Raw genomic sequence first — 19,398 nt, forward strand, 5'->3', positions numbered from 1 at the left:
CCGCGCGCACGATATGTCAGCAATGTTGCAGCTCTATGGCAAGCGTGCCGCCACGCACATGGCGGCCGCCGCAGAGCCACGGTCGCCGTGGCGTGTTCAACGCATAAGCGGGTTCGCCACACCATCGTCGTGCGATCGGCAGGCGTCGGCAGCAGGCCCCAGGCGCGCGACCCCCGCGTCAGGCGCGGGCGGCCAGCACGCTGCTGTCGAGCATCTGCCCGACCATGTTCAACAGATCGTTGAGGCTGAAGGGCTTGGGCAGCAGCGCCATGCCGTCGGCCAGGAATTCCTGGCGGGTGGCGGCGTTTTCGGCGTAGCCGGTGATGAACAGGATCGGCAGGCCAGGCCGCAGCGCGCGCGCCACGTCTGCCATGTCGCGCCCGTTCATGCCGGGCAGGCCGACATCGGACACCACCAGATCGATCTCCACGCCGGCACGCAATTGATCCAGCGCGCCGTTGGCATCTTCGGCCTCGACCACGTGGTAGCCGGCGTCGCTGAGCACCTCGCTCACCATCATGCGCACCACGTCGGTGTCGTCCACCAGCAAGATGCGCTCGCTGCGGGTACGGGGCGAATTCGGTACCGGTGCCGGCGGCAATGCGCTGGCAGTGAGTCCACGCGGCAGCAGCAAGGCCACCGTGGTACCGCGCCCCACCGTGCTGGTGATGCGTGCGGTGCCGCCGGACTGGCGCGCAAAGCCGTAGGTCATCGACAAGCCCAGGCCGGTGCCCTCGCCGATCGGCTTGGTGGTGAAGAACGGCTCGAAGACCTGGTTGAGAATGGCCGGCTCGATGCCGCTGCCGTTGTCGATGACGTTCACCGCCACGTACTCGCCATCGTCCAGTTCCGGATCGCCCTGCGCGGTATGGGCCGCGCTCTGGATGCGGATGGTGCCCCTGCCCTTCAACGCGTCGCGCGCATTGATCACCAGATTGAGCACCACGTTTTCGAGCTGGTTGGCATCGGCCACCGCCACCAGCGGCGTGTCCGCCAGGTCCAGCTCCAGCACGATGTTCTCGCCGATCGAGCGGTGCAGCATGTCTTCCAGCGAGCGCACGCGTGCGTTGATGTCGAAGGCCTGCGCATCCAGCGATTGCTTGCGTGCGAAGGCGAGCATGCGCTGGGTCAGCGCAGCAGCGCGATGCGCCGAGCCGGTGGCGATCTCGGCCAGCCGCGGCACACGCTCGATGCGATTGGACTCGACCGCCAGCTGGATCATGTCCAGGCCGGAAATGATGCTGGTCAGCAGGTTGTTGAAGTCGTGCGCGATGCCGCCGGTGAGCTTGCCCAGCGCTTCCATCTTCTGTGCCTGCAGCAACTGGATCTCGGTGCGCTGGCGCTCGGCGATCTGGTGGGCCAGCTCGGTGGTGGCGGTATCCAGTTCCTGGCGCTGCTCGCGCTCGCGCATGCGCTGTTCGGTGACATCCTCGACCAGCAGCAGGCCCAGGTCCGGTTCGCGATACGGCGACACGCGCCACTCGGTTTCGCACACCTTGCCCTCGCGCAGGATCGACAAGGCACCGCTCCAGCGCTCGCGCTGCGCCAGCGCGTCGATCAGCGCGTGCACGGTGGCGGCCTGGTCCACGCCCGGCACGGCCAGCGCCTCGCCGGGTGTGGCGGTGCCGATCAGGCGCTGGAACGCGGCATTGGCTTCATGCGTGTGCAGCCTGGCGTCGACCACCGCAATCGGTGCGCTGATGTGCTCGAAGATCTCGCGGAAGCGGGCCTCGCTGATGCGCAAGGCGTCCTCGGCCTGGCGCGCGCGCAGCAGGGTGCGCAACGTGGCGACCAGCACGCTGGGGTCGACCGGATGAATCAGGTAGGCATCGGCGCCGGCTTCCAGGCCGGTGATCATGTCGCCGGTGGCGATCGAGGCGGCCGACACATGCACCACCGGCAGCAACGCGGTGCGCGGCTCGGCGCGTAGCGTGCGCACGATGTCGAAGCCGCTCATGTCCGGCAGATTGACGTCCAGCACCACCGCAGCAAACGCCTGCTCGGCCAGCCTGGCCAGGCCGTCGGTGCCGGTGCCGGCTTCTTCGACCACGAACTGATGGTGTTCGAGCACGCGCCGCACCGAATAACGCGTCACCGCGTTGTCGTCGACGACCAGAATGTGTGGCTTACTGCCCAAGTGCATCCTCCGCTGCCAGCGTGACCGGCAGCACCACGAAAAACTCCGAGCCCTGCCCGACCACGCTGTTGATTCCCACCCTGCCGCCCAGCAGCTCGGCGAAACGCTTGCAGATCGACAGCCCCAGACCGGTGCCGGTGAGGCGTTTCTGCAACGGTGAATCCACCTGTACAAAATCCTCGAACAAGGCGTCGTGAAGCTCGGCCGGGATGCCGATGCCGGTGTCCTGCACGCCGAAGCGCACATGGCTCTCGCCTTCCAGCTGCGCGAACACGCGCACATGGCCTTGTGGGGTGAACTTGAGCGCGTTGGAAATGAAGTTGCGCAGGATCTGCGCCAGCTTCTTGTCGTCGGTATAGAGCATCGGCAGCACCGGCGGATCCTCGAAGATCAAGGTGGTGCTGCTGACATCGGTGAGCGGGCGGAACATGCCGCGCAAGGCCGCAAACAGGTCCATCAGATCGAACCAGCCCGGCGAGATGGTGATGCGCCCGGCTTCGATCTTGGCCAGATCCAGCAGGTCGTCGACCATCTCGGTGAGTTCGCGCGCCGAGGCGCTGACAAAGCGCACCTGCTTGGACTGCTCGGCAGTGAGCGGCCCGTCCATGCCGTCCTCGAGCAGCCGCGTGATGCTCAGGATCGAGCTGAGCGGGGTGCGGAACTCGTGGCTCATGTAGGACAGGAAGCGGCTCTTGAGCTCGGACACGTCACGCAGCTGCTCGGCCTGCTGATCGAGCTCGGCATACAGCGCCAGCACGCCCTGGTTGGTTTCTTCCAATTCTTCGCGCAGGGCCTGGTTCTGCTGCCGCAGCGCGTCCAGTTCGGCCAGCGGATCGATGGGCGATGTCTCACCGGAAGCATTCATTGCAGACCTCCCAGCCGCATGACAAACACGCCGCAATCGTCGCGGCCCCGCGTGTAATCGCGCAGCAGCACGGCCGCAATCAGGCGCGGATGGCGCGACAGCAGACCCGGATGATCACGCAGGCTCCAGCGTGATTGCAGACCATCACTGTGCATGACCAGCAGTTTGCCGGCGGCGTCCGGAAAATCGAACGGCTGCGCCTTGCGGAACTGCACCCCGACGATGCCCGGATGCGAGGGCATGCCACGCACGCCGTCGCCATCGCACAGCGACGCGACGATATTGCCCACACCGGCAAAGCGTACCCGGCCGGTGCTGCTGTCGAATTGCATCACCGCCGCCGCGCCGCCGCGGGTGCCGGACATGCCCGCATGCAGCTGCGCGATGCGCTCGCCGGGCTCGCCGCTGGCCGCAGCTGCAGCGCGCGTGCCGGCATCGGCAGCGTCGGCGGCGCCTGGACCGTGGCCCAGGCCATCGATCACGGTGACGGTCACGCGCTGCTCGCCAACGGCCAGATGCCAGGCATCACCGCACACCGTTTCGTTGTGCAGCGGCAGGCGGATCGCGCCGTACGGCAGGTCCAGTTCGGCGCGTTGCTGCGCAAACAGCCGTGCCATCACCACCGCGCCCTTGGCATCGGAATACGCGTCCAGCACCTGCGCCTGGCGCTGGATCGCGCCCAGCCCGGTGCCCGGCGTCCCGGCGGTGGAATAGCCATCGCGCAGGCCGTCCACGAGTGCGAAGCCCGGCCCGCCGTCGATGGCGCAGATTTCCACGCCCATGCCCTGGCGTGTGGCCACCGTGGACAACTGCAGGCAGCCGCCACGTCCATGCTTGACCATGTTGGTGGCCAGCTCGGTGGCCACCAGTGCCACGCGGCCGCAGGCGGCCTCGTCGAAACCCAGCGTCTGTGCCAAAACCGTCGCTTCGCGACGTGCCTGCCCGACCTGGCTGATTTCGTCGACACGAAACGCGCGCGTGACCTCGCCGGCGAGCGTCACTTCCATTTGGTGATGGTGATGCGCGTGCCCTTGCCGGCTGCGGTATCCAGGACGAAGTCATCCACCAGCCGCCGGCTGCCGGACAGGCCCAGTCCCAGCCCGCTGCCGGAGGTCCAGCCATCGGTGAGCGCCAGGTCCAGGTCGGGAATGCCGGGACCTTCGTCGCGGAAGGTCAGCTGCACGCCCTTGCGGATGCCGCTTTCCACCAGGGCCCAATCCATCTCGCCGCCACCGCCATAGATCACGGTGTTGCGCGCCAGTTCGCTGGCTGCGGTGACCAGCTTGGTCTGGTCGACCAGACGCAGGCCGCACTGCACCACCAGCTTGCGTACCGTCTGCCTGGCCAGCACCACATCCTGTTCGGTACGCACCGATTGCGAACCGGTCGTCATGAAGTGCGATCGGGCTGCTGCAGCAGGCGCATGCCGCGTTCGACATCGAGCGCGGTGCGCACCGATGGCAGGGTCAGCCCCAACTCGACCAGCGTGATCGCCACGGCCGGCTGCATGCCCACCACCACGGTCCTGGCATCCATGATCGCCGCCAGCCCGGAGATGGTGCTGATCATGCGGCCGATGAAGGAGTCGACGATGTCCAGTGCGGAAATGTCGATCAGCACGCCACGCGCGGAGGTGGCGCTGATCTTTTCCGACAGGTCCTCCTGCAACGTCATCGCCAATTGATCGTGCATGTCCACCTGGATGGTGACCAGCAGCAGGTCGCCCATCCGCAGGATCGGGATGCGCTCCATGTCAGCCTGCCTTGTTCACGGTCACGCCGATGCGCTTGAGCGCCAGCGCCAGCGCATCGGACAGGTTGGCCTTGGTGACGATGCCCTGCAGGTCCAGCCCCAGATGCACGATGGTCTGCGCGATCTGCGGGCGCACGCCGCTGATGATGGCATCGGCGCCCATCAGGCGGATCGCGGTGACGGTCTTGAGCAGGTGCTGCGCGACCAGGGTGTCCACGGTGGGCACCCCGGTGATGTCGATGATGGCGATTTCCGAGCCGGTATCGACGATGCGCTGCAGCAGCGACTCCATCACCACCTGGGTGCGCTGCGAATCCAGCGTGCCGATCATCGGCAGTGCCAGTACACCGTCCCACAGCTTGACCACCGGGGTGGACAGCTCCAGCATTTCTTCCTGCTGGCGCACGATGATGTCTTCGCGGGTCTTCTGGAACGCCTTGACGGTGTACAGGCCCAGGCGATCCAGCAGCTCGGACAGCGCCCACAGCTGCTGGCCCAGATCCTCCGGCGTGTCGGCGTATTCGCGCTGCACAAGCGCGAACAGCACCCGCTTCAGCGAGAAGATGAAATTGGCGGTTTCCTGCGAATCAAAGCCACGGGTGGCGCGATCGCGCGACAGGTTTTCCAGGAAGCGACGCACCTCGCTCCAGTCGGCGCTGTCCAGGCTGCTGCCACCGTCCTTCAGGGAGGCGACCAGCAGGTGCAGGAAATCCGCGCTCTGGGTTTCGACGTCCTGTCGGGAAATACGTCCATCGCTGCCCAGGCTGGAGCCCAGCCATGCCGCCAACAACGCAGCTTCCTGGCCACGAATCGCATCGATCGAGCGCTGCTGCAATGCCACCATGAGATCACCCGCCAAGAGTTAGAAGAGAGAAGGCTGGGCATGCGGGGCGATTGCGCCCCCCTGACTGGCGCGGCGCCCCCACGCCGAAGCGCTGCAGAGTAAAGCAATTCAGTTTCGGCAACCAGCGACGAACCTGTAGCGGTCAGAGGAAGATCCGTACGGAGTTTGACATTGCCGCGCACGCCGCGAACGTGAGCGCGACCACGCCTGGACAGATGCGCTTGCCGCCGGCCCGCCACCCTGCGCTCGGGCGCGAGGCGCCCGGCTACAGACTGCCGCCGGACCGGCCGTGATGCGGTCACCGACCGCTGCGCGAAGGTGGTCCAACTTGTGGGAAGACCGCCTGACGCCGGCCCGGACCGATCGCAACGCCCCTCCCATGGCAGCGGACGCGCTCGATGTGCCGGCAGGCCGGTTTGCCCCCCGGCGCCGCATGCACGCGCCGGGTCTCGCCACTGCGGGGTCAGCCTGCAGTGCGTATTGAAGCCATCGCTTGCCGATCGGCACTAGCGATACCGGGAGCATGGTGCCGCGTCCGGGGGCGGGACCGTGTGGCGGCATGGATGCCGCCACCGAGCCTACATGGACGTACTTGCGGCGTGTCCCGACACCGGATGCGGCGCCGCGCCGCCAACCGACTCCGCACACCGACCAACCCTGCGTGAGATCTGCCGGTGCTACGTAGAAGCTTCGGTCTACGGCGGGCGCTTGCACGCGTACCGGCGTGGGACACGCCGCAAGTACGTCCTTGTAGGCTCTGGCGCTGCATCCATGCCGCTCAAGGTCCCACGCCGGCACGCGCGCAAGCACCATCAGTTGCTATCGGTTCCGGAACGAAATGCGAACGACTTGCTGGACTACACGTCTCTGGAGTGCCCCTCCTGGCGACGTGACAGTAGATAGATGACTCGCCAATTGCGTTAGCGACGGAGTCCGCAGGCATCTACACGTGCTGACCGCATTGCTTGCCAATCAGCGGTAGCGCTATTGGGAGCGCGGTGCCGCGTCCGGGGGCGGGACCGTGTGGCGGCATGGATGCCGCCACCGAGCCTACATGGACGTACTTGCGGCGTGTCCCGACACCGGATGCGGCACCGCGCTGCCGACCAACTCCGCATACCGACCAACCCTGCGCATGAGGTCTGCCGGTGCTCCTTAGAAGCCTGGGTCTGCTGCGGGCGCTTGCCCGTGTACCGGCGTGGGACACGCCGCAAGTACGTCCGTGTAGGCTCTGGCGCGGCATCCATGCCGCTCAAGGTCCCACACCGGCACGCGCGCAAGCACCACCGGTTGCTATCGGTTGCGGAAAGAAATGCGAACAGCCAGGTGGGCTGCACGTTCTTCCGAGCGTCACCATTGCTGACGACATACCAGCAGTTGGCATGCAAACCACACATGCCAATCCCGAATGCCCACTCCCCAATCCCGGCGGCAACGGCGACCGCATCAGCAGCCGCTGCGCGACGAGCCTGATCGCCGCCCTACAGCCCGTAGCGCTCCACCGCCTCCAGATGCGGGCGCGGGTCCTGATCGCAGGCCTCGGCCAGGCGCAGCCAGCACATCGGGTGCGCCCACTGCGCGGTTGTGGCCAGCAGGACGCGATGCAGTTCCAGCGGCGCCGCCGCTTCCGGCAGCGCCACGGTGAACAGCACGCCCGGCAGACCCGTGCTTGCATCTTCCGGGTCGAATGCGTCCGCGTGTGCCGGATCGACCACGCGATAGTCGTCGCGGCTATGCAACCACAGCTTCCAGCCGCGCGCTTCGACGTCCTGCCGCAAGGCCTCGATCGCCTCCTCGCCAGGATGCACGCCATCCACCAGCCAGCTGCTGCCGTAACCGCCTGGCTCCAGCACATGCACCTGCGCATAGGTCGGCACGAACCGCTCGCGCTCGGCCTCGTCGTCCGGTGGCGGATACAGCAACTCCGCGTCGAACACCACCCAGTCGCCGACATGCTGGCGCCGATGTGCCGGTGCATTTTCGACGATACGCGCGGTGACCGGGCCGGTGCGCCGTGCGTAGTACTCGGCTACCTCGCCGTCGTCCACGCAACGCACGATCACCCACCCCCAGGTTTCTTCGACCACGCCACTGGTGCTGCTCAGCTCCATGCCGAGCGCCAGCGCCGAGGCGCGCACCGCGTCCCATTGCTGCGCCGCGCTGGCCGCGGTCATGTGATCCCAATGCGCGGAGCGCGGCTCCTCCATCAACTCGGTCAGCTGGCGATACACCTCGGCGGCTTCGGCGAAGCGGCCGGTGTTGAGATACATGCGCCCCAGCAACCCGCGCGCGCCATGCGAGCCTGGCGACAATTCCAGCAACGCGGTGCAGGCCTGCTCCAGCGCCGGCCAATCGGCCAGCCGCTGGGCCAGCTGCGCCTCGCACCACAGCGCCGCCACCGGCACCAGCGGGCGATACAGCTGCGCCAGCCGCCGCAGGCCGGCTTCGTCGCCGCGGCCCAGCAACAGGTTCATCAGCCGGAAGGTCGGGCTGGTCTCGCGGTCGGCATGCCGCTGCACGAATGCCCACAGCAGCGCGATCGCCTCGTCGTCGGCCGCACACGCGCTCAATGCCGACGCCGTGGTGTCCACCAACTCGGCGTCGTCGGGACGCTCGGCCACTGCCAGCAGCAACCACTGCGCCTCGCGCTCGGGATTCCGTGCCACGTCTTCGGCTTGCGCATCCAGCCACTGCAGCAACTGCTCAGCGGGCACCGGTGCCGGCTCGCCCGCCGGTGCGGCCTCGACGCGCGCAGCCAGGCCGTCCAGCAGTTGCGTGGCGCCACGGTCCTGGCGCAACTTGGGCACATGCGCACGCGCAAGCGCCAGGTGCCGGCGCGCGGTCCACACCGCACCACGCTGCAACGCCAGCGCGATCGCCATCTCGGCCGCTTCGATCAGGATGCGATGCGCACCCACCTGCGCGTAATGATCGAGCATCACCTGCAGGCGGCTGCCCAGATCCCAGGTGTTGCGCTCGGGCTGGCGCGATACCAGCACCACCACCGCACGCAACCAGTGCAGGCGGTAGCGCGGCGCAACCTCGCGCCACGGCAGAAAGGCTTCCAGTGCTTCGTCGTCGCGATTCAACATTGCCAAGGCACGGGCTTTCTGCAGGCGCCGCGGCTGACTGCAGTTGGCCCATTCGGCCCCTTCGCGCGCGGCTTCGCGTTCGCGCTGTTCGATCAGCGCCAGCGCCTCTTGCGCGCGGCCCAGCGAGAGCAGGATCGAGATGCGCATGTCCGGCACGCCGTCGTAGATCTGCCCGCCATGCGCAACGATGGTCTGCGACTGCTGTTCCAGATAACTCAGTGCCGCCTCGCCGCGTCCATCGTCGAGCAGGGCATCGGCTTTTTCGCAGCTCAGGCACTGGTAGCACGACCAGCTCGGATCGATGCGGCCCAGCGTTTCCTCGCACACCTCGATGCGCTCTTCCACCCAGCCCGGCCCGTCGATATTGGCGTAGCAGGCGGCCAGGTCCTGGGTCACGCACACCGACTGCGGGCACTCCACCGCATCGGCGCGATGCGCGCGTTCGAACAACGCCACCGCGTCGCTGAGCGCACGCTCGCCTTCGCAGAGATTGCCGACGCGGTTGCGCATTTCCCAGTGCCCGACGAACACCTCCAGCCACGGATTGGCCAGCGTCTTGCCCAGCGCACGCGCCTCGGGCAACAACGCTTCGGCGCGTTCGATCTGCAGATCGCAGATATGGTCGGTCAGGCGTGTCAGCAGCTGCGCATTCTGCGGCTGCCCGGCTTCGCCCAGATCGTCCTGCAGCTTTTCTACCCAGTTCCAGATTTCCATCGTGTTGCTCCTTCGATGCGGCGCTCAGCGCGCCAGCAGTTGGGTCACGGCCTCGGCAAGATCGCCAAAGGCCCGGTTCAAATCCGATCCGCCCGATGCGTTGGCACCCGGCTGCGGCTGGCTGCGCCCCTGCGTCGACACGATCACCTTGAGTGAGCGCAGCAACCGCGCCGCCACCGCCGCCTGCGGATTGCCGGCGCGCTGCGCCGCCAGCAGTGCCTGCAAGGCCGGGTTGTCGAGATTCAGATACAGCCGCTGGGTCTGCCGCGCCTGAATCCCCGCCGTGAACTGCCGGGCCAGCCGCAACGCGGCGGTGGACACGCGCTTGTCGTTCTCGTCCTGCTCCAGCCGGCGTTTGAGTTCGGCCTCGCGGTCGGGCACCACCACCAGCGGCAATGCCTCAGGGCTGAAGCGTGCCGGCACCAGCGCCTCGCCATCGCCCAGGTGCTGTTCCAGCCAGGCCAGTTCGTCGGCCGGCAACGTATCCAGCTGGAACAACTGCCGGTTGCCCTGCTCGGTGCCCAGCTCGACCAGGCGCACGCCCTTGGCCTGCGCCCAGCGGCGCAGGAACGGCACCACCGCATAGCGGTTTCCGTAGGCCACCGGCACGCCCATCGCGCGGAACAGCATTTCCTCGAAACCGCTGTCGCTGTCCAGGATCACATGTACCGCGCCACGCGCCGGCAACTGCTGCGCGGGCAGGTCGCCCTGCGAGGTCGGCACCCGCACGTGTTCCATCAGCAGCGCGAACAAACGCTCGTCGCACAGCGCCGCGCCCAGCAATGCCTCGTTGTGCCGCAGCAGGATGCGCCGCCAGGCTTCCGGCTGCTGACGCGCCACATCGGCCAGGCCTTGCACCAGCGCTTCGGACAGCGCGTGCTGCACGGCCGTGTAGGTGGCATCGCGTTGCAGATCTTCGCGGCTGGCGGTGGGCGTCAAGCGATTGGACTCGATCACGCCCCCGATAAAGCCCGCCCACGGTGGCAGCAGTTCGCGCGCGTTGTCGTCCAGCAGCATGCCGCGCAGGAACACCGACAGGTTGCGGTTGTCGCTGGTGCCGTAGGTGGCTCCGTCCTGCACCCACAGCAGGCCGACCGCATCGCTGCCCTCCTCCGCACGCACCGGCATGCAGCACAAGGGCTCGAAGTTGCGCTCGAAACGCGCGGCAAACTCGCGCTGACGCCGCCAGGCCTGCACCGGATGCAACGGCACCGCATCGTGCATGCGCCACGGCGGCGGCTCGGGGTTGATCGCCTGGGTATCGCCGCCGATCCAGATCGGCTCGCGCAACAGCGCGCAATAACGGGACAGGATCTCGCGCAGCCGTGCTTCCTGGGCCAACGGCAGATAGTCCTCGTGCAGCTCCAGCACCACTTCCGTTCCGACCTGGGCGCGTGCCGGGATCGGACTCACGGTGTATTGCTCGGCATTGCTGGAGATATAGCAATGCCCCAGCGTCGGGCTCTGGTAGGAGGTGGTGCGCACGGTGACGCGGCGCGCCAGCACGAAGGCCGACAAAAAGCCCAGCCCGAACATGCCGATCAGGCCGCTGTCCTCATGCCCACCCTGACGCAGGCCACGCGTATACCCCACGCCGACGGTAGCAAGGTAATCGTGGATTTCCTGTTGGGTCAGCCCGGCGCCGGTATCGACGATGCGCACGATGCCCTGGGCAGCATCGGCATGCACTTCGATGCGCGATTGGCCTTGCCAGTCGGGTTGTTCCAGGCGGCGACGCAGGATCGAGTCGTGCGCGTTCTGCACCAGCTCGCGCAGCGCGACCACCGGCGTGGAATACAGATGCTTGCTGAGAACGGACATCAATCCGTTGAGATCGACGCCTGCGCGGCGGATCTGGGAGGCGTCCGTCGCCTCGGAGGTGTGATCTTGCATGATCGTTCGTCGTTTCCTTGGCGGCCACGCCCATCCTCGGACGCGCCTTCCTGGGTGGCAGTGCGAGCCGCACAGGATAGCCGCAAGCCGCCCCACACGCACGCACGTCACACTATGACGGCGTCTCGCGCGTGGCCGGCGCGCGGCCGCCACGGCAGCGCCCCCCTTGCAGAAACGACGCGCCACGGCCTGCGTCGACGCATGGCCGTGGCGCGCAACGGCTTACCGCTGCAAGGTTTCCATCGGTGCCTCATTGAAATGCTGGCGATAGCCCTTGGCCAAGGCCGACCGGCTGCCCACGCCCCAGCGGCTCGCCGCCTGCAGCACGCTGCCGCAGCCGCCTTCGGCCAACAGTTCGTCGCGGATGCTCTGCATCCGGTAACGCCGCAGCACCTGGGTCGGCGACAGCCCGGTGGCGGACTTGAACGCCTGCTGCAAGGCGCGCCCGGTCACGCCGATCTGCGCGGCCACCTCGTTGATGGACAGGTCCGAACGGTGCGCATTGGTGATCATGTAGGCGTAGGCACGCCGATACTTGGCCGGCAGCCGCGCGGAGATGTCGTCGCTGACATGTGCCGGCGTGCCGCTTTCCAGCAGCCGCGGCGCCTGCACCTCGCTGCGCAGGCACTGCACCGCGCCCAGCGCATACCGGTTGTACAGCAACAGCGCCTGCTCGGTCTTGCCCAGCGCCTGGCTGATCTTGGCCTGGCAATACTCGAACTCCAGATTCCAGCGCGGCGCGTGGTGCCGCCCGGCACCGGCCAGGGCGCGCTCTGCCAGATCCGCGCGCCCCACCGCCAATGCGGCAAGCGCCAGTTCCACCTGCGCATCCTGCCGGGCGCATGGCGGGCACCCGGTGGCAGCGGCCGGCAGCGCATCGATCTGCGCATCGAAACCGAAGGTGTCGCCACCGGCAATGCGCAGCAGGTTGCGCACGTGGCGCATGCGCTGGGCGAGCACCGGCATGCTCTCGGCCAGGTCGGCGATGCAGGCGCGCAACTCGTTGGGCTCGAACGCATGCGCCGCATCCTCCTGGCGCAGCGTGGCCTGCCAGAACACGTGGTCGCTCATCCGGTCGGCACGCCGGATGCGCAGCTGCGCGATCATGTCCAGACGCAGCGCGTTGGCGATGCGCTGCCACTCGGTTGCGCCGCTGTCCAGTTCCCCCAGCGCTTCGTTGGCACGCTCCAGCGTCTGCAGCGCCAGCGTGCTCTGGCCCAGATGGAAGTGGGTCAGCGCCTTGCCCAGCAGACTCTCCCCGCACAGGCAGGGCGGCGTTTCGCGGTCCATCGCCAGCTGTGCGAAGCAATTCAATGCAGCGCTCAGGCGGCGCTGGCTCAGCATCAACCAGGCGGTGTTGCGGCAGGACAGCAGCCGCAGTTGGCGCTGATGCCCGCGCATCGCCTTCAAGGCGTGGCGGTAGGCATCTTCGGCCTCCTCCTGGTATTCGAGGATCAACAATGCATCGCCGCTGGCACCGAGCAGGCTGACTTCATCCTCTGCACCATCCGGGGCGGCCTGGCCGTCGCGGCGTTGTTGAAGATGTTGCAGACCTTGCGGCCAGGCACCAACCAGCATCCTGCTTGTATAGATAGGAAGACGGTCTGCGTACGACAACGCAGAGATTGCCGCGAAGTAGGTTGAAAGGATCATGCCGGGCTCTCTCATAGGGGGACGAGCAAAAACAACAATGCGCCGGTCTGGCTGGCGCAAACGATTGTATGCAGCGGATCCAATGGAATTTCTCACTCCAAGGCACTAAGAAAATCAAAAATCCTCACTCTGTCTATCGGCGAGCCAGTTAAGCGGCGTGCAGATAAAGGGCACTTTTTGCATACCGCCACCGCATGCGTGCACAGGACATTCCACGCCATGCGAAGCCGTATTGAAGACAGGACGCCAGCCAAAAAAGCAATCGTCGGCCATTCGAGCACCTGAGCCCGTGCGCAGCGGGACCATTGTCCTGGCATGTCGCGGCGATGGCCGCGTGCAAGGTATTTCAGTAAATGAAAGATGCACTTCAAACCAATGCTGCCGCATTCCATGGCATCAACCGATGGCCCACATATTCCATGCGCGCTTCGCGCACGTGCAAATCGCAATACCGTGGTATAGACCTGACATTGCATTCAACGACCTGGCGATCGTGCGTATTGTTTTCCGCCGGAACCATCGGCCCGCGTACCGCGCGATGTCGGAATTTTGTTAGTCGCCGTCGACGCATGCCCTGGATGTAAGAGCTGCATTGCGCCTAAATGAGCGTACGTTAAAGCCGGCCCGCCCGAAGCCGAAGAAAAGTACGCAGCAGTGAAACTTTCTGGCTCCGCAATGGTACATACCATTCGTCCGGCCTCAGGCCGGATCCCCTGGCAGCCGAAGGCGATGGCGATGCACTTATCTATACATGTGGGTTTTGTATTGGCGCCTGCTGTCCACAACAGGCATCCAGCACATGACTGGTACGTGGGCAGACATGGGAAGGCCGGCTGATGCACGGCAACCCTACCGGCAAGCAAGGATCGGCTTTCCTGTTGACGCAGGACGCGCGTCTGGCATCGCAGGTCAATGCGAGCCTTGCACCGCTGGCCCCGAGTTTTGCGGTGTTTTCCGACGAACTCGAACTCCTGCGCTCGCTGCGGCATTCCCCCTGCGAGCTGCTGGTTTTCGACGCGACCTGCGTCGCGTCGGACGACAGCTCGCTGCTGGCCTGGCAACGCTGCCACAGCGGTCATCCCACGCCACTGATCGTGCTGGGGCGTTTCGACTGTGCGCACGACATTCTGGCCTGGTACCGCGCCGGCGCACACGACGTGCTCGCCCTGCCGTTCAATTCCCACGAACTGCATGTGCGCGCGGCATTGGCGCTTTCGCCGGTGGCCGAGGCATGCTCCGAGAGCCAGCAGCTGAGTGTTGGTCCCTACCACCTGATTCGCGACGAAAATACCGTGTACCTGCACGGCAAGCCGATCGTGCTGACCGCACGCGAGTTCTCGATCGCCTGGCTGTTGTTTTCCAGCCCCGGCGTATGTTTCCGCCGCTGCCAGTTGGCCAAGGCGGTGTGGGGTAGCCACACCGAGTTCACCGACCGCACGATGGAGCAGCACATCTACAAGCTGCGCAAGAAGCTGCAGCTATGCAACCACAGCGGCGTGGTGCGCATCAGAACCGTGTATTCGCATGGTTATAAGCTGGAACTTGCTACGCCCGACAAGCACGCGCCCAGCAAGGCCGTCAGCCCCAGCACCGCCCATCACGCCGCGGCCTGTTGACCAACGCGGGCTCGCAACAGCGGCAGCGCGGCGAACGGCGGCGAGCCGCGCTTGCTGCATGCCATCGGCGCCTGCAGTGCAGTGAGCCGTCCGCTGTGATGCGTTGATCTGGTCGGGCATTGGCTGGACTGCTTTTCGCCTGCTGCCACGCCGGGCGGAAAACCTATCCACCTGGTAGTTCAATCATGTAGTGAACACACGAGCAGGCCCTTGCCCTATTGCCGCTCGACCGCTTCCCACGCCCTGGCAAGACGGTTACGTTTTTGCGGGCAGCTCAAAATGCCCCCATCGCACCAAGTGCCGCACTCGAACAGGTGCGTGCCCTTCGACAGCCTGAGCCGGCCGGCTCTCCAGAAACGACAATGGCGCGGAGGACTCCCCGCGCCATTGTTCGATCAGGCATTGCACCCGGTTACTGCTTGGGATTCTCGCCGTACTCGTTCGGGCCGGGCGTGCCTTCCAGGCACATGAAGACCAGCACGATGAAGCCACCGACGTAGGGCACCAGGCTGATCAGATAGAACCAGCCGGACTTGCCCTGGTCATGCAGGCGACGCACGGTCACCGCAATGCTCGGCACGATCAGTGCCAGTACGAAGATCCCCATGATGGCAAGCACCAGCCATGCCAGTGCGCCGGGACCGTTCTCGCCGCCCATCACTGCCGCCGCGATGCCGAACAAGCCGCCCAATACCAGCAGGACGATCGCCTGCAGCAGCATGAACATCCAATATTCCTTGCGGCGCGAGCGGCCATTGAAGTCGGCGTAGCGCTTGAGTGGCAACAACATCCATTCCATCGTGTTCTCCTGGTGACGCGCAGTGGGCGCTGTCTGTGATCCGGTGCACCGTGCAACGGGCCGCGCATGTTGCCATAGCCGCCCTCTGCTGAAAACGGTTTCTTACCGGCTGGCGGCATCTCGCGACTGCTGGCCGACCAACGGTCGCCGCAGTTGCCGGCGGCCAACCCGACAACCTCACTGATGCAACTCCGGCATCGCGCGGCGCAATGTGTGCAGCCCTGCACCGGGCGCGCGATCAGCTCACCGCGTGCAGCGCGATGCCCTGCGCACGCGCGCTCCCATACACGCCGGCATCACTCGGCCGCCGCTTCCAGCGCCTGGCTCAGCCGCTCCACCGCGACGATCTCCATGCCCTTGATGCTGGCAACCTTGGGCGCGTTGGCCTTGGGCACTATCGCGCGCTTGAAGCCGTGGGTGGCGGCTTCTTTCAGACGATCCTCGCCGTTGGGCACCGGCCGGATCTCGCCCGACAGCCCCACTTCGCCAAAGGCAATCGTCTTCTCCGACAGCGGCCGGTCGCGCAGCGAGGACAGCACTGCCAGCAGCACCGGCAGATCGGCAGCGGTTTCCTGCACGCGGATGCCGCCGACCACATTGACGAACACGTCCTGGTCGCCCACCACGATGCCGCCATGGCGATGCAGCACCGCCAGCAGCATCGCCAGCCGGTTCTGCTCCAGCCCCACCGCCACGCGCCGCGGATTGGACAGCGGCGAGGCGTCCACCAGTGCCTGCACCTCCACCATCAGCGGCCGGGTGCCTTCGCGGGTGACCATCACGCAACTGCCCGGCTGCTGGGTGCTGCCGCCGGACAGGAAGATCGCCGACGGGTTGGAGACCTCCTTGAGGCCCTTCTCGCCCATCGCGAACACGCCCAGCTCGTTGACCGCCCCGAAGCGGTTCTTGAACGCGCGCAGCAGGCGAAACCGGCTACCGCTCTCGCCTTCGAAGTACAGCACCGCATCGACCATGTGTTCCAGCACGCGCGGGCCGGCGATGCCGCCCTCCTTGGTCACATGGCCGACCAGGAACACGGCGGTGCCGGTCTCCTTGGCATAGCGCACCAGCCGCGCCGCGCTCTCGCGCACCTGGCTGACCGAGCCCGGCGCCGCGGTCAGCGACTCGGTCCACAGCGTCTGGACCGAGTCGGCCACGATCAGCTTCGGCCGCGCCACGCTGGCATGCTGCAGGATGTTTTCGATGCCGGTTTCGGCCAGCGCATTCAAGCCTTCCAGCGGCAGATCCAGCCGCACCGCGCGCCCGGCCACCTGTGCCAACGATTCCTCACCGGTCACGTACAGCACCGGCAGCGTGCTGGCCATGCTCGCCAGCGCCTGCAGCAACAATGTCGACTTGCCGATGCCCGGGTCGCCACCGATCAGCACCACCGCGCCCTCGACCAGCCCGCCCCCCAGTACCCGATCGAACTCGCCGATGCCCGTGGACACACGCGCCTGCTCGGACTGCTGCACATCCTTGAGCGCGGTGATCTTGGGCGCCTCGGCCTTGCCGGCCCAGCCGCTACGTCGCGAAGCCGCAGGCGAGGCCTTGCCGCCGGGCGTGGCGCTTTCGAGCACGATCTCGCTGAGCGTGTTCCAGACCCCGCACTCGGTGCACTGCCCCTGCCACTTGTTGTATTCGGCGCCGCACTCGCCGCAGACATAGGCCGTTTTCGCCTTCGCCATCGTCAGTTAACCCATCGCTTCTGGAGCGACAGCATAGTCGGCGTCGGTCTCAGGATGCGCGACGCTGGCTCGGGAATCGGGAATCGGGAATCGGGAATCGGGAATCGGACAGCTGACGCCGCCGCAGGAAGGGATGCAAGCACCCATTCCTGCGGCGGCGTTTTTCACCTGGCCGCATTGATGAGCGGACCAGTCGGCTGGCGCGCCGTCTTTCGATCGGTCGCACCGGCATCGGTACCGACGAAAACCGGCGCCTGGCACTGCATGATCAATCGCAGCTGGTCATGCAGACACCAGATCCTGCCATTGCCCGCTCGAACGGCTGCTCGCAGGCAACCGCCGCTCAGCGCGGCTTGTACAACTCGCTCAGGCGATCCGGCTTGCCAGCAATACGTTCCAGATGCGGATACAGCAGGCCGCCGTGGTAATCGATGCGCACGGTGTCGTAGCGGTCCAGGCGCTTGACCAGCAGTTCGATCGGCGCGGTGGTGCCCTTGGCCGCCTTGATCGCGTCCTTGATCACCTCGCTGCTGAAGGCGCGGCCGTTGACCGCCACGATGGTGTTGCCGGCGATCAGGCCGGCATTGAAGGCCGGGCCGTCCCAGAGCACATCACCGATGTCGCCAGAGGCTTTCAAGGACACGCCAAGCGAATAGGCCAGGTTGGCGTCCTTGTCGTCGCTCTCGTCGGCCTTGGTGGCCAGATTGGGCTCGTCGTTGTAGACCAGCTTCCAGCCATTGGCCTCGATGCCCCCGTTCAACGAGCCATGCCCGTCCATGCGGCTGCGCAACAGGCTGGCCCAGTCGTAGGCGGCAATGCCGTTGAGCGTGGCGACGATGTCGTCGAAGGTGTACGGGTTGACGTCCCAGTCGCCGTTGTTCATGCCGAAGAACGCCTTGCCGAAATCGTCGATGGAGCGCTTGTTGTTGGTCAACGCGCGCAACTTGCTGTCCACTTCCAGCCACATCATCTGGCCGCCGGAATAGTAGTCCTCGCTCATCTGATAGCTGCGGTACGCCTTGGGCCGGCGCATCGACATGGTCGGGTCGTTGGTGGTGTCCTGCACGGTGCGCCAGGCCATGCCGGGGCGCCCGCGCTCATAGCTCGCCGCCACGCCGGCCAGCATCTCGCGCGCCTGGTCCTGCGTCCACAGGCCCGAACGCGCGGCCATCACTTCGCCCCAGAACTGGGTCTGGCCCTCGTACAGCCACAGCAGGCTGTCGCCCATCGGCACATTGAAGTTCGGCGTGGCCAGGTCGGCACCGCGACGGTACTTGCCGTTCCAGGAGTGGTTGAACTCGTGTGCGAGCAGGTCGCGCCCGGTCCAGCTCTTGTCCCACTCGGTGAAGTACGTCGGCACGCCGCTGTTTTCGCTGGAGCGGTGATGCTCCAGTCCGATGCCACCCAGTTTCTTGGTCAGCGCCAGCAGGAATTCGTAATGATCGAAATGGCGCGCGCCGTAGAGCTTGTCCATCTGCTGCACCAGCGCTGCATGCGCCTTGATCTGCTCGGGCTTGGCCTCCAGCGACTTGGCTTCGTCGGCGAACACGTTGAGGTAGACCGGCTGCTTGCCGGCGCTCAGCTCAACGCGCTTGTAGTACTTGCCGGCGAACATCGGCGAATCGACCAGGTCGTCGAAATCGATCGGCTTGAAGGTCACCGTGTCGCCGACGCGGCGGTCGGTTTCCAGTGCCGTGGCATAGCTCCAGCCGGCTGGCAAGGTGACGCTGGCCTGGGCCTTGATGTTGCGTGCGAACACGCCGGCCGGATACAGCGCGGTGGTGTTCCACTGCAGGTTGAGCATCTCCGGGGTCATCATCACCCGGCCCTGGTTGGGGGCCTGCGGCGAGAGGAACTTGAACTCGGCCACCAGCTCGCTGGCGCCCTGCGGCACGTCCACGGTGAAGGCGTACACATCGAACTGGTCGCGTTTCCACGGCACCACCTTGCCATCGACCTTGATCACCAGACCGGCCAGCTTGTCGATCGGCCCGGTCGGCGAGTGATTGCCGGGAATCCACTGCGGATACAGCAGCGTCATCGGGCCGGGCTTGGCCGGCATGGTGGTTTTGACCTTGAAGATGCGGTGGGCCAGATCGGTGGCATCGACGTCGATCTTCAAGGTGCCGTCGAACGGCACGTCCTGCGGCGCAGCGGTTTGTGCGGCCGCAGGCAACGACAGTGCCGCCAGCAGCGACACGGACAACAAGGTGGGGATCTTCATCGCAACTCCGCAGGGACCTGGAACAGGCAAGCCCACGATGCTAAGCGCCTGCCTGCGCTTCCCCCGTATGCCATAGGTCATGCTGCGCACCGATTCGCACGCAAAAAAAAAGCCGCCAGTG

Annotated in this window: 13 protein-coding genes; 1 reads left to right on the forward strand and 12 read right to left on the reverse strand. The window is 66.1% G+C overall.

Translation table 11 applies throughout. The features are described from left to right. Positions 1–178 precede the first annotated feature (178 nt). The 9 genes from EO139_RS14870 to EO139_RS14915 form a co-directional block, all read right to left on the reverse strand. Entirely contained in the window at positions 179–2,137 is a 1,959-nt protein-coding gene (locus tag EO139_RS14870) for a response regulator (RefSeq protein ID WP_180496910.1), read from the reverse strand. Next, on the reverse strand, positions 2,127–3,002 hold the full coding sequence (locus EO139_RS14875) for an ATP-binding protein (RefSeq protein ID WP_104582456.1): 876 nt from the start codon (positions 3,000–3,002) through the stop codon (positions 2,127–2,129). The genes EO139_RS14870 and EO139_RS14875 overlap by 11 nt, the downstream gene beginning before the upstream one ends. Further along, the gene (locus EO139_RS14880; protein ID WP_104582455.1) at positions 2,999–4,009 is read right to left on the reverse strand and encodes an ATP-binding protein; all 1,011 of its coding nucleotides are present in this window, start codon (positions 4,007–4,009) and stop codon (positions 2,999–3,001) included. Before EO139_RS14880 ends, EO139_RS14875 begins: the two co-directional genes overlap by 4 nt. Beyond that, positions 4,000–4,395 carry an ATP-binding protein gene (locus EO139_RS14885; protein ID WP_104538234.1) on the reverse strand — a complete coding sequence of 132 codons (396 nt, stop codon included), beginning with the start codon at positions 4,393–4,395 and terminating at the stop codon, positions 4,000–4,002. The genes EO139_RS14880 and EO139_RS14885 overlap by 10 nt, the downstream gene beginning before the upstream one ends. Further along, positions 4,392–4,754: an STAS domain-containing protein gene (locus EO139_RS14890; RefSeq protein ID WP_104538235.1), complete on the reverse strand. Its 363-nt coding sequence runs from the start codon at positions 4,752–4,754 to the stop codon at positions 4,392–4,394. The genes EO139_RS14885 and EO139_RS14890 overlap by 4 nt, the downstream gene beginning before the upstream one ends. 1 nt (position 4,755) lies before the next feature. After that, positions 4,756–5,598: an STAS domain-containing protein gene (locus EO139_RS14895; RefSeq protein ID WP_104582453.1), complete on the reverse strand. Its 843-nt coding sequence runs from the start codon at positions 5,596–5,598 to the stop codon at positions 4,756–4,758. Positions 5,599–7,079: 1,481 nt separating this feature from the next. Beyond that, a complete protein-coding gene (locus EO139_RS14905; protein ID WP_126947466.1) occupies positions 7,080–9,404 on the reverse strand; it encodes a hypothetical protein in 2,325 nt (774 codons plus the stop codon). A gap of 24 nt (positions 9,405–9,428) precedes the next feature. Next, positions 9,429–11,297, reverse strand: a complete 1,869-nt coding sequence (locus EO139_RS14910) for an ATP-binding protein (RefSeq protein WP_164739871.1) — start codon at positions 11,295–11,297, stop codon at positions 9,429–9,431. Positions 11,298–11,519: 222 nt separating this feature from the next. After that, on the reverse strand, positions 11,520–12,875 hold the full coding sequence (locus tag EO139_RS14915) for a helix-turn-helix transcriptional regulator (RefSeq protein ID WP_180708131.1): 1,356 nt from the start codon (positions 12,873–12,875) through the stop codon (positions 11,520–11,522). 911 nt (positions 12,876–13,786) lie between these two features. Between EO139_RS14915 and EO139_RS14920 the strand changes: the two genes are divergently transcribed. Continuing rightward, positions 13,787–14,566 (forward strand): response regulator transcription factor, encoded by a 780-nt coding sequence (locus EO139_RS14920; protein WP_104582449.1) that lies wholly within the window; start codon positions 13,787–13,789, stop codon positions 14,564–14,566. 412 nt (positions 14,567–14,978) lie between these two features. Here EO139_RS14920 and EO139_RS14925 read toward each other — a convergent pair whose 3' ends face one another. The 3 genes from EO139_RS14925 to EO139_RS14935 form a co-directional block, all read right to left on the reverse strand. After that, entirely contained in the window at positions 14,979–15,365 is a 387-nt protein-coding gene (locus tag EO139_RS14925) for a DUF805 domain-containing protein (RefSeq protein ID WP_104582448.1), read from the reverse strand. 296 nt (positions 15,366–15,661) lie between these two features. Beyond that, positions 15,662–17,053 carry a DNA repair protein RadA gene (radA, locus tag EO139_RS14930; protein ID WP_104650266.1) on the reverse strand — a complete coding sequence of 464 codons (1,392 nt, stop codon included), beginning with the start codon at positions 17,051–17,053 and terminating at the stop codon, positions 15,662–15,664. 343 nt (positions 17,054–17,396) lie between these two features. Further along, positions 17,397–19,277: a tetratricopeptide repeat protein gene (locus EO139_RS14935; RefSeq protein WP_164739872.1), complete on the reverse strand. Its 1,881-nt coding sequence runs from the start codon at positions 19,275–19,277 to the stop codon at positions 17,397–17,399. Positions 19,278–19,398: the final 121 nt, after the last annotated feature.

It is taken from the genome of Xanthomonas sp. BRIP62411 (assembly GCF_003993525.1).
Lineage (GTDB): Bacteria > Pseudomonadota > Gammaproteobacteria > Xanthomonadales > Xanthomonadaceae > Xanthomonas > Xanthomonas euroxanthea.

Bases quoted from the DNA above. Each gene is read 5' to 3' on its own strand.
- EO139_RS14875 (WP_104582456.1), bottom strand. From the start codon at position 3,002: ATGAATGCTTCCGGTGAGACATCGCCCATCGATCCGCTGGCCGAACTG.
- EO139_RS14880 (WP_104582455.1), bottom strand. From the start codon at position 4,009: ATGGAAGTGACGCTCGCCGGCGAGGTCACGCGCGCGTTTCGTGTCGAC.
- EO139_RS14885 (WP_104538234.1), bottom strand. From the start codon at position 4,395: ATGACGACCGGTTCGCAATCGGTGCGTACCGAACAGGATGTGGTGCTG.
- EO139_RS14890 (WP_104538235.1), bottom strand. From the start codon at position 4,754: ATGGAGCGCATCCCGATCCTGCGGATGGGCGACCTGCTGCTGGTCACC.
- EO139_RS14895 (WP_104582453.1), bottom strand. From the start codon at position 5,598: ATGGTGGCATTGCAGCAGCGCTCGATCGATGCGATTCGTGGCCAGGAA.
- EO139_RS14905 (WP_126947466.1), bottom strand. From the start codon at position 9,404: ATGGAAATCTGGAACTGGGTAGAAAAGCTGCAGGACGATCTGGGCGAA.
- EO139_RS14910 (WP_164739871.1), bottom strand. From the start codon at position 11,297: ATGCAAGATCACACCTCCGAGGCGACGGACGCCTCCCAGATCCGCCGC.
- EO139_RS14915 (WP_180708131.1), bottom strand. From the start codon at position 12,875: ATGCTGGTTGGTGCCTGGCCGCAAGGTCTGCAACATCTTCAACAACGC.
- EO139_RS14920 (WP_104582449.1), top strand. From the start codon at position 13,787: ATGCACGGCAACCCTACCGGCAAGCAAGGATCGGCTTTCCTGTTGACG.
- EO139_RS14925 (WP_104582448.1), bottom strand. From the start codon at position 15,365: ATGGAATGGATGTTGTTGCCACTCAAGCGCTACGCCGACTTCAATGGC.
- radA (WP_104650266.1), bottom strand. From the start codon at position 17,053: ATGGCGAAGGCGAAAACGGCCTATGTCTGCGGCGAGTGCGGCGCCGAA.
- EO139_RS14935 (WP_164739872.1), bottom strand. From the start codon at position 19,277: ATGAAGATCCCCACCTTGTTGTCCGTGTCGCTGCTGGCGGCACTGTCG.